Here is a 13,783-nt window from a genome sequence, read left to right as displayed (position 1 = left end):
AAATCCCGTGAGGGGGCGGTGCGAGGTGTTCGCACCGCCCCCTCACCCATGGCCTCACCACCGGTACTCCCCGTCGTAGAGCCGCTGGTGCCACCACTCGTCACCACGCCAGAACCGCCGCCGGGCGTGCGGGTCGGGCAGGGTACGGCGACCGAACTCCGCGTCCAGACGGGCCACCAGGCGTCCGAGTTCGCCATGTGCGTGCCGGGGCAGCGACCGCAGCGCCGCCTCCAGGACGTCCCGGGCCTTCGCCACATCGACGAGTGCGGACTCGGGGTGGGGAGAAGCCTCGAAGCAGAGGTCCAGATAGCGGCCCGGCTGCCGCAGGAACGCCCGGTAGTGCGCGAGCGCGGCCGCCACCGCCCCTTCCCACAGAAGGTCCGCGGGGTCGTCGTACGCCCGCTCCGCGCGCTGGATCTCGGCACAGGCCCTCTCGGACAGACCGGGGATCCGGCCGGTCCAGGGCCCCCAGACGGGCGCCACCGGGTTCTCGGCGCGAAGCGCGCCGGGCCTTCTACGCGGCACGGGCCTTTCGGCGGGTCTTCATGACCGTCATGGTCGCGGACGCACCGGTGGGACGCAAGGTTCTGCGGGTATCCGGCCTCCGCCCCGCGCCTCCGGGGCGGCCCGGTCCGGGAGACCGCCTGCGCTCACCGCGGCTGATAAGCCATCTCATTCGGTCGTCTCGGTGTTCTGTGCGTCATGGCGGGAATCGTCGAGCGTCTGGTACCGGACGAGTTGTGGGACATCCGCTACCGCCGACTCACTGAATGAGATGACTTCTCGAGCCCACGCAGCGGGCTCGTACGTCACTGTCCAGCCCGCGCAGCCGGCCGGCTCCGCTGTGGGCGCCGCCCCGAGCGGAGCCGACGCTGAGGTCAGGCGGCCCGGTAGACCGTCAGCCAGGCGCGTATCTCTTCCGCGTCCATGCGGTCGAGCAGACCACTGATCTCCTGGACCAGCTTCGTGTCACCGTCCTTCTGGGCCTTGCCGAGGATGGTGAAGAGCGCGACGCGGTCGTCCTCGGCCTGGGCGAGCGGGTAGCCGGTCTCGAGCCACTCGCGGATCTCCTCGGGGTCGTTGCGGTCCAGGAGATCGGAGATCTCCGCGCTGACCCGCTTGTCTCCGTTCTGCCTCGCGGGGGTCAGCATCCGGAAGAGACGGACGCGGTCGTCCTCGGCCTGGGCGAGCGGATAGCCGGTCTCGAGCCACTCGCGGATCTCCTCGGGGTCGTTGCGGTCCAGGAGATCGGAGATCTCCGCGCTGACCCGCTTGTCCTCGTTCTGCCTCGCCGTGGCCAGCATCCGGAAGAGACGGACGCGGTCGTCCACGGCCTGCGCGGCCGGGTAGCCGGTTGTCAGAAACGTGCGCATGTCTTCGATGGTGCCGTTGAGGGCCGTGGTGGCTGCCTCGATGACGCTCCTGCCGCTCGCCTCGGCCCCCAGGATCGCGGTGATCGCGGCGCGCAACTCGTCCTCCGTCATCTCGTCCACCGGTGTCTCGGACGAGACCGCCGCGGTCGTCACGGTGGCGGGGGCGGCCGACGGGCCGGCGAAGGCCGGGGTGGAGAGGAGGAGAGCCGGGGCCAGGGCCGTGGCCGCGACGAGCAGGAACGTGCGGTGCTGTCTCACGAATGTGCCTCCTGTGGTGGGACGGACACCGTGATTATCATCGGGCACATCACTCGAACGCATTGCCGGTTTCGGGCAGCTTTCCGGGCTCGTTGCTTGCCGCATGCGCACCAATCGGCAGGTGGGCCGCCATGTGTCCGGCATCATGCCTGCCGACCCATGAGGTGACCGGGTTTGGCGGTGCCAGAGCTTGGCCATCCCGGGATACGGGGCTCTTCCCGGTCTCGCCGCCGCCCTCCGCCGTTACAGACGACCCGCCCGACTCACGACATAGGACATGGCCTGAGTACCCGCGCTCATGTCCCTTCCCGCATGGTGGAGTTGACTCGTACCCATGCAGGAAGACACCGCCACCGCCACCGCCCATGATCCGCGCGCCTGGGTCGCTCCCCTCCTCTCGACCCTCCTGACGCTGCCCGCGGCGGCCCTCGCCCTGTTCTACGGCGGCCTGTCGCCGATGGCCTGCGACTCCTGCGACGGTGCGCGGGCCGACCGCTTCACCGACTCGTTCGGCGGCGCGTGGACCGTTCTCCGGGCCGGGCTCGTGCTGTCGCTGGTGCTCCTGCTGGTCTGCTGGTCGCTGCCCTGGCGCCAGGACCGGGCCGCCCGGCGCGCGGCCCTCTCGGTGGGCCCGCCCGTCCTCGTCGGCGTGGCGGTGGTGGCCTTCACCGGCATGGTCGACTGGCCCTGACCCCGCGCACCGGCCCCGCACCGGCCGCCCCGCGCTATCCGCCCCGTACCGCGCCGCTCCGCTCAGCCCGTCGGGGCGGGGCCGGGAGGCAGGTGGACGGTCATGATCAACGTGCAGGTCCCCGTCCCCGCGCCCCGGTACACATGGCGGGTGTCACCGTCGAACGTCGCCGTCTGCCCGGCCTCGACGGCGTGTTCGGCCCCGTCCACGACGAGGACCATCCGGCCGGACGTGACGCTGACGGTCTCCACCACTCCCGCCTGATGGGGGTGGCTCGGGTACTCCTCGCCCGGTTCCAGCTTCCAGCGCCAGATCTCGACCGGCGCCGGGCCCGAGGTCGTCAGCATGAGCCGGGCCTCGCCGCCCCGCTCCCCGGTCCACAGAGGCGCCACCGCGTCATCGGCCACGACACGGACCCGGCCCTCGGCGGGTCCCTGCATCAGCGCGGACACGGAGATGCCCAGGGTGTCGGCCAGCCTGACCAGGGTGGCCAGGTTGGGGTTTCCCTGGGCCTTCTCCAGGCCCACCAAGGCCCCCTTGCTGACCTGTGCGCGCCTGCTGAGCTCGTCCAGGGACAGGCCCGCGCGGACGCGGGCCGCCCGGACGTTGTGCGCGACCGTCCGCAGAGCCGCCACCGTCTCGGCCACCGGATCACCATCCTCCCAGTTGGTTCGCTCGAATGTACCGTGCGGTCGTTCGGTTGACACCGGTCGGTCGTTCCGCTGTACGCTTTGGTCGTTCCAATTTCTAGCTGGAGACTCGCCGTGCTCGCACTGATGCTGGCCCTGGGCAGCTCGCTCGCCTACGGATGCGCCGATTTCCTCGGCGGCCTCGGCGCCCGCAGGGCACACGTACTGCGGACCGTGATGATCGCTGCACCCGCCAGTCTCACCGTCGAACTCCTGCTGTGGCCGGTGCTCGGCGCGTCGTTCGACGCGGGCGCCCTGGGCTGGGGCGCCGCCTCGGGTGTCGCGTCCGCCGCCGCGTTCGCCCTGCTCTACCGCACCCTGGCCATCGGCCCGATGAACGTTCTCTCACCCGTGACCGCACTGGTGTCCGCCGCCCTGCCCGTCGGTACGGGCCTGCTCGCGGGCGAGCACCTGGGCGCGGCCGGGACGGTGGGGCTGCCGCTCGCCCTGGCCGCCGTGGTCCTGGTCAGCGCCGGACACGGCGCGGGCTCGGCACGCCCCTCCCGGCACGCCCTGCTGCTGGCCGTCGGCGCGGGTGCCGCCATCGCCCTCCAGCTGATCTGTCTCCACCAGGCCCCGGCCGACAGCGGGGTGGCCCCGCTGATCATCGGCCGGGCGGTCTCCTCGGCCGTCACCCTGGCCGCGGCCGGCCTGATGTACCGCAGACTGGGGCCCGAGCGGCCCGCGTACGCCCTGTCGGCGACGGCGGGCGTCCTGGACTCCGTGGCGAACCTGCTGTTCCTGCTCGCGGCCCGCAGCGGGGATCTCGCCGTCGTCGCCGTGATCACCGCGCTCTACCCGGCCGGCACGGTCCTGCTCGCCCGCTGCGTGCTCGCCGAGCGCGTCCACCGCGGGCAGCTCGCCGGCCTGGGGGCCGCCGCCGTCGCCGTCAGCCTGCTCGCCCTGTCCTGATCACCCGTACCACCCCACCCCGGCGTGACCGCCGTCCACACCGAACGCAGGAAACGGAACCCCCGCCATGACCGCCTTCCGCCTCGCCCCCGCCGTCGCCGACGCCTTCCCCGACACCCTCATCGCCCTGGTCACCGCCACCGGCCTGCGCGGCCACGAGCCCTGGCCCCGCACGGCCGCGGCGCTCCAGGAGCTGGAGCAGCGGCTCGCGGCGGGCGACTGGCAGCCCGCCGACGAGAACGACCCCCGCATCGAGGCATGGCACACCGCCTACCGCTCCTTCGGCACCAACCCGCGCCGTGTCCGCCCCAGCGTCGACGCGCTCGGCCGCCGCCTCGCCAAGAAGGGGACACTGCCGCGCATCAACCCGGCCGTGGACTCCTACAACGCCGTCTCCGTCCGCCACGGCCTGCCCGCCGGCGCCTTCGACCTGGACCGGGTCACCGGAGACGTCACCATCCGCCACGCGGACGGCGACGAGGCGTTCACCCCGCTCGGTGAGCCCGACACCGTGGAGCACCCCAAGCCCGGCGAGATCATCTACGCGGACACCACCGGAGTGCTGACCCGCCACTGGAACCACCGCGACGCCCACCGCACACGCGTCACCGAGGACTCCACGCACGTCGTCTTCGCCCTCGAAACCCTGCACGCCACCCGGGACGGCGAGCTGCTCCGGGCCGCCGCGGAGGAGCTCGGCGAGCTTCTGGCCCCGCACACCGCACAGGTCACCGTGCGCCACCTCTCCCCGGCCCACCCCGAGACGGCCTGACGAATCCGGCCGGGCCCCTGGGGCAGAGGTGCGTCGGACCTGGTCACGGGGCGTCGAAAACGGTCACGGTCAGTGCCTTGTCCCACCGGGCGGCGGCCAGGTCGTCGTGGCGGATCATGAATTTCGTGTAGTACTCCTCGTAGATCCGCCCTTGGCTGGCGAGCGGTATCCATTCGCCCGCCAGCCGGAACGCGTCCTCCTCCAGGTAGGACAGCCACTGCCCCTTCGCGAGGGTCTTCGCCATGATGCCGCTGACCATCTCCTCGTCGTCGGCGTACCCGCCTATGACGAGGTAGGCGCCGGACGACCAGAGGCCGTAGGCCAGAGACCGGAGTTCGTCCAGGTGCGGCAGTTCACGCTCCATGTACCGGGCCAGCTGCTGCTGGAAGGGTGACATGTCGTCCCATTCGAGGTCCTCCCAGAACTCGTGCCAGTCGTCCTCGTCCCCCTCCTCCAGCCAGAGGGGCAGAACGGCTCCGAGATCGGCGCAGACGTCGATCCGCTCGCCGGCACACGTGGGGTCGGGGGGCTCCACCACCACGGTTTCGGTGCCGGCCGGTACGTACACGACTCGCGCGTACTGCCCCGGTTCGGCCCGCCGTTCCTCGAAGTCCATCTCCTGGTGGACGAAGAAGAGCAGCGTCCCGTCCGCCGGCAGGCCGAAGCCGTCGACCCTCGGCAGCGCCCCGCAATCGACGGAAAGGAGCAACGGCAACGGAACGTCCCCGGCGGACGGCCACTCCATGCCCACCGGCAGCCGGGGCGACCCACCGATGTGCCCGACCGGAGAACCGCCGTCGCGTCCGGACAGTCCGATCTCCAGGCGGAGGTGCTGACTGAACCTGCTGATCTCGTCATCCGGGATGCCCAGCTCAAGCGCCGCCCGACGAAACTCTCCCTGATGATCCATGCCCGAGAAGATAAGCCCTCTCCAAGTCGACTGCTCCGCCGGGGCGTTGGCTGGTGTGGGCTGCACCTGGCGGATGCGGGTGCCGGGTCACCGGCCGGGCGCCGACAGCACCTTCACCTCCACGACCTCACAACTACCTTCCCTCACAAGGAAATACTGATCAGCGGCGATGTCGGTGGCTCCCCCTAGAGTCCCCGGCATGACGACCCACCCGCATCCCCTGGCCCGGCTGCACCTCCCGGGAGGCACTCTCCTGGACGCCACGGGCGACGGACCGTGGCACGAACCCCTGCTCTGGTACGCCGACAGACCGGCGAGGCCCGGGGACTGGGCCCGGCTGTACGAGGCCGGCCGGCCGCTCGGCCTCCTCCCGGTCCTGATGGAGACCGGCCGGGGCGACGACGGGCCCCAGGACTGGGAGCTGCAGCCCGGCCGCACGTCCGACCCCGGCGACCACGACGCGGAACAGGTCCTTGAGGAGTACTGGCAGGACTTCCGCTTCGCGGAGGAGGGGCTGGAGGAACTGAACCGGTGGCCGGGAACGGCTCCCGCCCCTGCGGCGGCCCCGGGAGGCCTCTCCCCTGACCGGCTGGCCGCGGAGACGGCCGACATCATCTCGGACTCCGGCCGCCTGGCCCTCATACCCGCCCTGCGCAGCGCGGACATCCCGGCGGCGATCGGCTGGTCGGGGCCGCTCAACCACGACAACGACGTGGCCCGCCTCTGCGCGGTGCTGCGGTCCTGGGAGGACCGGTTCGGCATCAGGGTCGTCTCGCTCGGCTTCGACACCATGAAGGTGTCCGTGGGACGGCCCCCGGGCACCGGCGCCGAGGCGTACGCCCTCGCCGCCGAACACCTCGCCTTCTGCCCGGACGCCATCGACGCCGAGCTTCCGGAGGGCCTGCGCATGTACGCGGACATGGAGCTGCTGGGCCAGGACGTGTGGTCGTTCTGGTGGGACTGAAGGGCTCCCGGGCCTGAAGGGCTCCCGGCACCGAGGGGGCTCCGGGGGGGCCGGCGGTCCGCCGGACGGGGCCGGCCCGTACCACGCGTACGGCCCCGTCCGGCGGATCGATCCGGCCCGCGCCTCAGGAGATCCGTACGCGGTCGCTGTCGCCGTCGGACAGGAACAGCGACAGCCGCGCGCCCTCCTCCAGCACGGCGGCCCGCTCGGCCCGGCCGAACCCGCGCAGCGGGGAGACCGTCACCGTCCCCGCGCCCCCGGGCCCCGTACCCGTGGTCCAGGTCGCGGCGACACGGCCGTCGACCAGCACCATCCGCGCACCCTCCACCGACAGGCCCCGGTGGGCGTCGTCGATGATCCGGCCGCGGTCCTGGTAGCCCAGGACCACGTTGTCGAACGCGGGCAGGAACCGTACCGGCGCCGGCGTACCGGGGTCCGGGCGCGGCGCGTCGGGCAGGTCCAGCAGTTCCCGGCCTCGTTCGTCACGGAAGCGGACCAGCCGTTCCCGTACCGCCGCCACCGCGGCGGGCAGCCCGGCGAGCCCGCACCAGGCGCGGAGGTCGGCCGAGGCGGCGGGGCCGTAGGCGGCCAGGTAGCGCAGGACCAGTTCCTCGCCGGCCGGGTCGCTCCCCCGCGGGGCGGGCGCGTCGGGCTCGCGGCCCAGCCACCGCGCGAGCGGGACGTTGCGCACCCCGGCTCTCACCCGCCACAGCCCGCGCGGCGGCAGCTGGACCATCGGGACGAGGGCGGCGACCGCCATCTCCCCGAGCGCCCGGCGGCCTGGCACGGGCCACCGCCCGGCGAGCGCCCGGGCGATCTCGGTCATCGTGCGGGGTTCACCGTCGGCCATCAGGTCCCGGACCGCCGCCGCGAGCGCGTCGAGGTCCACCCCGTCGAGCTCGCGGCGGTAGACCCCCAGGACCTTCTGCCGCAGCATCGCGTCATGGCGGGCCCGCCAGGTGAGAGCGTCACCGGCCGTGACGAGGTGGACGGTACGGCGCATCAGATGGGTACGCACCACACGCCGCCCGGTGAGCAGGCCGTCCAGCGCGGCCGGGGCGAAGTCCCGCAACCGGGACCAGAGCCCGGTGAAGGGCTCCTGCGGCTCCTGCGCCTGGAGGCCGCACAGGTGCGCGACGGCGTCCAGGGGCGGCAGGTCCGACCGTTCCAGGAGCAGCTGCCGGGCGAGTGCGGCCCGGTTGAGCGCCCGCGCGTCCAGGACGCTCATCCCCCGCACCTCCGCACGGCCTTTGCGGCGTACGCGCCCCGGGCACCGGCGGCCTGCCCGGGGACGGTACGGGAACCGGGCACGGCGCGTACGGCGCCGCGGCGGTTCGGACGGGTCACGGTCGTGACGGACATGTACGACTCCTCGCGCTCGCAGTCCCGGCGGGCCCGGACGGCGGGCCCGTCCTGCGGCGCGGCCCACCCTCGCAGGGATAGCGGTCAGAAGGTGTCCGCTGTGCCCCGGGAACAGACGGCCGCCACCCCCGGCGCACGGTGTCCGGTGCCCCGCACCCCGCGCCTCACGTCCCGTGACCCGTGCCCCCATGACCCATGACCCGTGCCCCCGTGCCCCGTGACCCGTCAGAGGAATCGCGAACTGCCCACCGGCCCCGTGGACCGCACCCGTGCCCGGTCGCCCCTCAGCCAGCTCCCGCGTACCGCGGTGACGAAGTCCGTGAGCACGTCCACCGGGTCGGCGGGGGTCTGCCCGTCCCCCTCGTCCGCCGCCGGGTCGGCGCCCACGATGCCGGCGGCGATCTCCGCCTCCGGCCTCGCGTCGGGCTCCGTCCGCTCCACACCGCCGTCCGCGCCCGCCCGCAGCCCCGCGCCCCAGGGGGCCACGGCCGACTGGTGCAGCAGCGTGACGCTGTCGGCGGCGACGGCGGGCGGGTCGGTCCAGCAGCTCGCGTGCTCGTGCAGGATCTGGCCCGGCACCCGGTGGTAGAGCTGTTCGAGCACCTCAGGGCCGTGCTCGGTGCCGCCCGTGTCGTCGAGGTCGTAGGCGATCACGACGGTGTCCTTCCGCCCGGCCTCGAAGGGCTTCGCCGCCAGGCCCAGCACCTCGGCGGCGGCCAGGCCCAGGATCCGGCTGCCCCGGTCGGGCAGCAGCGACACCGAGCGCGGCTTCGCCCCGGCCGCCTCCAGCACCGCCTTCAGCCGCACCAGCCCGCGCAGACAGCTGTCGTGGGTGTCCTGGGTCCAGGCGTACCGGCCGCCCATCCCCGCGTCGAAACCGTACGGGGACATCGTGCCCAGCACCGTGCCGCCCATGACGTACTGCCAGCCCCGCAGGTCCGCGCGGTCCAGGGCGCCCGCCCTGCCGGCGTCCTCGGCACGCGCCATGACGCGGTTCTGCCGCTCTCGCGCGCCCCGCCAGGTGTCGTCGTCCGGGTCGGGCAGACGGGCGTGATGGCGGCGGGCCGCCTCCAGGTCACCGGCCAGGACCGAGTTGAAGACCAGCAGATAGCGGTCGGGCCAGTCGGCGAGGCCGTCCTCGTGCGCGAGCAGGGCGTCGGCGGCCTCGCGGTGCCGGCCCTCGTCCTCGTACGCGGAGACCAGTTCCCGCAGCATGCCGAGGGAGCCGGGCTCCAGGCGCAGAGCCTCCCGCAGGGCGGGTATCGCCAGGTAGGACACACCGCGCTCCACGCACGCGTAGCCGTAGTCGTAGAGCGGACGCACCCGGCCGGGGTGTGCGGCGAGCGCCCCGGCCGCCTGCCGGAGGTCGTCGAAGCCCGCCTCCCGGGCGGCGCGTTCGACGACGAGCGCGACCTCGCCCAGCGGCGCCGAGGCGGCCTGCCGGAGCTCCCGCAGGGCGCCGGGGACGTCCCCCTGGTCGAGGGCCTCCCAGGCCGCGGTCAGTTCGGGTGAGGTGGGGGGGCGATTCCTGCGCGAGAACATGCGCAGGATCTTCTCCGCAACCCTGCGCGACCTCAACCGGATTGACCGATCCGGCCCGCCCGGCCCCCGCCCGGGGGATCATGCCCCGCCCGGCCCCCGCCCGGCCCGCACCCGGGGTCTCATGCCCCGCCCCGTCCCGCCGCCCGCCCTCCCCCCGGCACCCTGTCCCCCGTGCGAGCTACACCCAGGTGTCCACCGTGAGGTGACGACCCGTGAGCCCCCGCTCCGTAGCGTTCGTGGAGCCGCGGCACCACGGTCGCGGAACCGGCGAAGGAGCGCTCATGAGGTTTGTCTGGCAACTGTTGGCCGTCGTCCTGATGTCCATGGCAGGCAACCAGGCCGTCGCCGTCCTGGACGGCCACCCGTGGCTCCAACTCGCCGCGGGACTCCTGGTGTCCGTGGCCGCCGTGTTCGTCTACGGGTGGGTGGTGCGCAGGACCGAGCACCGCCCGCCCACCGAAGTGGCCCGTGCGGGTGCCGTGCCCGCGTTCGGGCGGGGGCTGCTGATCGGCTTCGTACTGTTCGGCGCCGTCATCACGAACATCTTCGTCAACGCGCGCTACGAGGTCGACGGCCTGGGTTCACCGGCCGGCGCGGTGGGGCTGTTCGGCTTCATGGCGGCCGCCGCCGTGATGGAGGAACTGCTCTTCCGGGGCGTCCTGTTCCGCATCACCGAGGAGCGCTTCGGCACCTGGATCGCGATGGCGCTGACCGCGGTGCTGTTCGGCGCCGCCCACCTGCTGAACCCCAACGCCTCCCTGTGGGGGGCCACCGCCATCGCCGTCGAGGCCGGGGGCATGCTCGCCGCCGCGTACGTCGCGACCCGGACCCTCTGGCTGCCCATCGGTCTGCACTTCGGCTGGAACTTCGCGGCGGCCGGTGTCTTCAGCACCGAGGTCTCCGGCAACGACACCGCGCAGGGCCTCCTGGACGCGACCGTCTCGGGCCCGGAACTGATCACCGGGGGCGAATTCGGGCCCGAAGGGAGCGTCTACGCCGTGCTGTTCGGCGTACTGGCGACCGTCGTGTTCCTGTGGCTGGCCCGTCGGCGCGGCCGTCTGGTGCCCCTGCGCGGGCGTGCCGGCCGGGTCGCCGCCGCCCCCACTACACTTCCCCGGTGACCGTTCCGGCAGGACTCCTGAGGCTGATCCCGGAACCGTGGCGCCGGTCAGCCGGCACCCTCTGGTACCTCCCCCTCGCGGCGATGCTGTTCACCGCGTCGTTCCTCCCGGGATTCCGTGACAACGGCACGGAGCTCGGTGGTCTGCCGACCCGCCCCTACGACGCCCTGGCCGTCGCGGCGGTCGCCCTCCAGTGCCTTCCGCTGGCCGCGCGCCGGCGGTGGCCGGTCAGCTGCCTCGCCCTGGTGTCCCTCGGCTTCGCCGCCGACCAGCTCCGCGGCTACCACTCGGTCGCGGGGACCGCGCTGCCCATCGCGCTGATCGCCGTGGGGTCCCGCCTGGACCACCGGCGGCGGACCACGGCGCTCCTCCTGTCCGCCGCCTACGTCCCCCTGGCGGTCGCCCTCCACCGGATCGGCCCCGGCGACCCGCCGAGCGAGTTCGTGACGTTCTACCTGGCGCTGGCCCTCGCCTGGGGCATCGGGACATGGCACCGCTCCACCCGGGCGGCCGAGGCCGAACACCGCCGCCGCGTCGCCGAGGACACCCGGGCCGCCGAACGCGCCCGTATCGCCCGTGAACTCCACGACGTCGTGACCCACCACGTGACGGCCATGGTCGTCCAGGCCGAGGCCGCACGCTATCTGACCGCCGTGCCCGACCGCCTCGACCAGAGCCTGACGGCCGTCACGGACACCGGCCGGCGGGCCATCACCGACCTGCGGCACCTGCTCGACCTGCTCGACCCCGGCCACGGCTCCGACCCCGGCAACGACCCCGGCGCCAGGACACCCCCCGTCGGCAGACTCCTCACACTCGTCGAACAGACCCGGCGGGCCGGACAGCCGGTGGAGTTCACGGAGGAGGGGACCCCGGCGGAGGAGACCGGCAGCGCCGACCTCGTGGCCTACCGGGTGGTCCAGGAATCCCTGACGAACGCCCTCAAGTACGCTCAGGGGCACCGCACTTCGGTCCGGGTGCACCACGGCGGAAAGGAGATCGCCGTGGAGGTCAGCACGGACGGCGCCGGCCCGGACGGCCCGCACGGCACCGGCCCGGAAGCCGCGCATCCCGCCGCCCGCCCCGCCGCCCACCCCGGCGGAAGCGGACGCGGCCTGGACGGCCTCCGCGAACGGGTCGACGTCCTGGGCGGGGAGTTCAGCGCCGCCCGGCAGACGGACGGCGGTTTCGTCGTCCGGGTCCGCATACCCACCGGGAGCCCCTCATGACCGCGCCGGTCCGTGTCCTGATCTGCGACGACCAGATACTGATCCGTACCGGACTGGCGACGATCATCGACGCCCAGCCCGACCTGGAGGTGGCGGGCGAGTGCGGGGACGGGCAGGCCGCCGTCGACCTCGCGCGGAAGGTGCGCCCGGACATCGTGGTGATGGACATCCGCATGCCGGTCCTCGACGGCATCGAGGCCACCCGCCTGCTCGCCGGCGCCGGGGTACCGCACCCCGTCAAGGTCCTCGTGGTGACGACGTTCAACCTGGACGCGTACGTCTACGAGGCGCTCCGCGCGGGCGCCAGCGGCTTCCTCCTCAAGGACGCGCCGCCCTCCCAGCTGCTGCACGGCATCCGGACCGTGGCGGCGGGCGCCGCGCTCCTGGCCCCCGAGGTGACACGGCAGCTGGTGGGCCGGTACGCCGCCCGGATCCGCCCGGCCGAGGACACCGGACCCGACGTCCCGCTCACCCCCCGCGAACTGGAGGTCCTGCGCCTCATCGCGGAGGGCCTCTCCAACCACGAGATCGCCACGGCCCTCGTCATCAGCCGGGAGACCGTCAAGACCTTCGTCTCCCGCATCCTCACCAAGCTGCAGCTCCGTGACCGCGTCCAGGCCGTCGTCTACGCCTACCGCCGGGGCCTGGTCTCCTGACCCCGGCCCCCGGCCGCCGCCCACGCCCCGGCGGCCGGGCCGCCCTGCGGCCCGGGGCCCTCAGCGCCCCAGGCGCCGGGCGGCCTCCGTCGCCCAGTACGTCAGGATCATCTGCGCGCCCGCCCGCCGGATGCCCAGCAGGCTCTCCATGATCGCCGCGTCCCGGTCGATCCAGCCCTTCTCGGCGGCGGCCTCGATCATCGCGTACTCACCGCTGATCTGGTACGCCGCGACCGGCACGTCCACCGCGTCCGCGACCTTGGCCAGGATGTCCAGGTAGGGGCCGGCCGGCTTGACCATGACCATGTCGGCACCCTCCTCCAGGTCGAGCGCCAGCTCCCGCAGGGACTCACGGATGTTCGCCGGGTCCTGCTGGTACGTCTTGCGGTCGCCCTTCAGCGAGGACCCCACGGCCTCACGGAAGGGGCCGTAGAAGGCGGAGGAGTACTTCGCGGTGTACGCGAGGATCGACACGTCCTCGTGCCCGGTCTGGTCCAGCGCGTCCCGGATCACCCCGACCTGACCGTCCATCATCCCGCTGGGGCCCACCACATGGGCGCCCGCGTCGGCCTGGACCTGGGCCATCTCCGCGTACCGCTCCAGCGTCGCGTCGTTGTCGACACGGCCGTCCCCGGTGAGCACCCCGCAGTGGCCGTGGTCGGTGTACTCGTCCAGGCAGAGGTCGGACATGACCACCAGGTCGTCGCCCACCTCCTCGCGCACCGCACGCAGACCGGCCTGGAGGATGCCGTCCGGGTCGGTACCCGCCGTGCCCCGGGCGTCCTTCTTCTCGTCCAGCGGCACGCCGAAGAGCATGATCCCGGAGACACCCGCCGCGACCGCGTCCGCCGCGGCCTTCCGCAGGGTGTCCAGGGTGTGCTGCCGCACGCCCGGCATGGCCGAGATCTCGACCGGGGCGTCGATGCCCTCACGCACGAACGCGGGCAGGATCAGGTTCGCGGGGTCGAGCCGGGTCTCGGCGACCATGCGCCGCATGACGGGGGTCGTCCGCAGCCGCCGGGGCCGCGAGCCGGGGAAGTTTCCGTACACAGTCATCCTTCGAGGTTAGACCCGTGCACCTCACCGGCTTACCGACACCCGGGCCGGAAAAAGAGGGGCCCGGCACCACCCCGGGAAGGCGGAACGGGACCGGCCGGATTCGAACCGGCGTCCTCCCACATGCCGTGAGGGCGCGACGACCTCTGCGCTACGGGCCCCGTTCCGCCCAGCAGCGTACGCGCCCCCGCGCCCGGAGAACGAACGCGACGGGCCCGGCCGCCCCCACCAGGGAGGCGGCCGGGCCC

The 13,783-nt window shown here is 73.3% G+C and carries 14 protein-coding genes and 1 tRNA gene; 7 read left to right on the top strand and 8 right to left on the bottom strand.

Translation table 11 applies throughout. The annotated features are described in order from the left end of the window. Positions 1 to 54: 54 nt before the first annotated feature. Positions 55 to 525: a hypothetical protein gene (locus CP967_RS19360; RefSeq protein WP_150489169.1), complete on the bottom strand. Its 471-nt coding sequence runs from the start codon at positions 523 to 525 to the stop codon at positions 55 to 57. Between the two features lie 353 nt (positions 526 to 878). Then, positions 879 to 1,631 carry an ALF repeat-containing protein gene (locus tag CP967_RS19355; protein WP_229888639.1) on the bottom strand — a complete coding sequence of 251 codons (753 nt, stop codon included), beginning with the start codon at positions 1,629 to 1,631 and terminating at the stop codon, positions 879 to 881. 334 nt (positions 1,632 to 1,965) lie between these two features. On the opposite strand from CP967_RS19355, the gene CP967_RS19350 reads away from it, so the two are divergent. Next, positions 1,966 to 2,322, top strand: coding sequence for a hypothetical protein (locus tag CP967_RS19350; protein ID WP_150489168.1), 357 nt, complete (start codon positions 1,966 to 1,968; stop codon positions 2,320 to 2,322). Positions 2,323 to 2,384: 62 nt separating this feature from the next. On the opposite strand, the gene CP967_RS19345 is transcribed toward CP967_RS19350, so the two are convergent. After that, positions 2,385 to 2,969 carry a helix-turn-helix domain-containing protein gene (locus CP967_RS19345; RefSeq protein ID WP_150489167.1) on the bottom strand — a complete coding sequence of 195 codons (585 nt, stop codon included), beginning with the start codon at positions 2,967 to 2,969 and terminating at the stop codon, positions 2,385 to 2,387. Positions 2,970 to 3,086: 117 nt separating this feature from the next. On the opposite strand from CP967_RS19345, the gene CP967_RS19340 reads away from it, so the two are divergent. Next, the gene (locus CP967_RS19340) at positions 3,087 to 3,923 is read left to right on the top strand and encodes an EamA family transporter (RefSeq protein WP_150489166.1); all 837 of its coding nucleotides are present in this window, start codon (positions 3,087 to 3,089) and stop codon (positions 3,921 to 3,923) included. 67 nt (positions 3,924 to 3,990) lie between these two features. Then, the gene (locus CP967_RS19335) at positions 3,991 to 4,695 is read left to right on the top strand and encodes a B3/B4 domain-containing protein (protein ID WP_150489165.1); all 705 of its coding nucleotides are present in this window, start codon (positions 3,991 to 3,993) and stop codon (positions 4,693 to 4,695) included. Between the two features lie 43 nt (positions 4,696 to 4,738). On the opposite strand, the gene CP967_RS19330 is transcribed toward CP967_RS19335, so the two are convergent. Continuing rightward, the gene (locus CP967_RS19330) at positions 4,739 to 5,605 is read right to left on the bottom strand and encodes a DUF1963 domain-containing protein (protein ID WP_150489164.1); all 867 of its coding nucleotides are present in this window, start codon (positions 5,603 to 5,605) and stop codon (positions 4,739 to 4,741) included. Between the two features lie 199 nt (positions 5,606 to 5,804). On the opposite strand from CP967_RS19330, the gene CP967_RS19325 reads away from it, so the two are divergent. Next, a complete protein-coding gene (locus CP967_RS19325; protein ID WP_150489163.1) occupies positions 5,805 to 6,569 on the top strand; it encodes a DUF4253 domain-containing protein in 765 nt (254 codons plus the stop codon). Between the two features lie 124 nt (positions 6,570 to 6,693). Here the strand turns inward: CP967_RS19325 and CP967_RS19320 are convergent, their stop codons facing one another. Continuing rightward, the gene (locus CP967_RS19320) at positions 6,694 to 7,797 is read right to left on the bottom strand and encodes a winged helix DNA-binding domain-containing protein (RefSeq protein ID WP_150489162.1); all 1,104 of its coding nucleotides are present in this window, start codon (positions 7,795 to 7,797) and stop codon (positions 6,694 to 6,696) included. Positions 7,798 to 8,156: 359 nt separating this feature from the next. Continuing rightward, entirely contained in the window at positions 8,157 to 9,473 is a 1,317-nt protein-coding gene (locus CP967_RS19315) for a tetratricopeptide repeat protein (protein ID WP_150489161.1), read from the bottom strand. 281 nt (positions 9,474 to 9,754) lie between these two features. On the opposite strand from CP967_RS19315, the gene CP967_RS19310 reads away from it, so the two are divergent. Genes CP967_RS19310 through CP967_RS19300 form a run of 3 tightly spaced genes read left to right on the top strand, consistent with a single transcriptional unit; the run spans position 9,755 to position 12,479 of the window. After that, complete coding sequence (locus tag CP967_RS19310) at positions 9,755 to 10,594, top strand: CPBP family intramembrane glutamic endopeptidase (protein WP_150489160.1); 840 nt, start codon at positions 9,755 to 9,757, stop codon at positions 10,592 to 10,594. 17 nt (positions 10,595 to 10,611) lie between these two features. Continuing rightward, positions 10,612 to 11,823: a sensor histidine kinase gene (locus CP967_RS19305; protein WP_425281764.1), complete on the top strand. Its 1,212-nt coding sequence runs from the start codon at positions 10,612 to 10,614 to the stop codon at positions 11,821 to 11,823. Next, positions 11,820 to 12,479 carry a response regulator gene (locus CP967_RS19300; protein ID WP_150489159.1) on the top strand — a complete coding sequence of 220 codons (660 nt, stop codon included), beginning with the start codon at positions 11,820 to 11,822 and terminating at the stop codon, positions 12,477 to 12,479. The genes CP967_RS19305 and CP967_RS19300 overlap by 4 nt, the downstream gene beginning before the upstream one ends. A 60-nt stretch (positions 12,480 to 12,539) precedes the next feature. Here CP967_RS19300 and hemB read toward each other — a convergent pair whose 3' ends face one another. Together hemB and CP967_RS19290 are read right to left on the bottom strand one after the other, a co-directional pair. Then, a complete protein-coding gene (gene hemB, locus CP967_RS19295; RefSeq protein ID WP_190175397.1) occupies positions 12,540 to 13,535 on the bottom strand; it encodes a porphobilinogen synthase in 996 nt (331 codons plus the stop codon). An 88-nt stretch (positions 13,536 to 13,623) separates the two neighbouring features. Further along, positions 13,624 to 13,697, bottom strand: a tRNA-Ala gene (locus CP967_RS19290). Between the last annotated feature and the right edge of the window lie 86 nt (positions 13,698 to 13,783).

Origin of the sequence: Streptomyces nitrosporeus (genome assembly GCF_008704555.1) — a bacterium.
GTDB classification, from domain to species: Bacteria; Actinomycetota; Actinomycetes; order Streptomycetales; family Streptomycetaceae; genus Streptomyces; species Streptomyces nitrosporeus.
The sequence above is the reverse complement of the archived record's forward strand: the minus strand, read 5'-3'. Positions and strand labels throughout refer to the sequence as shown.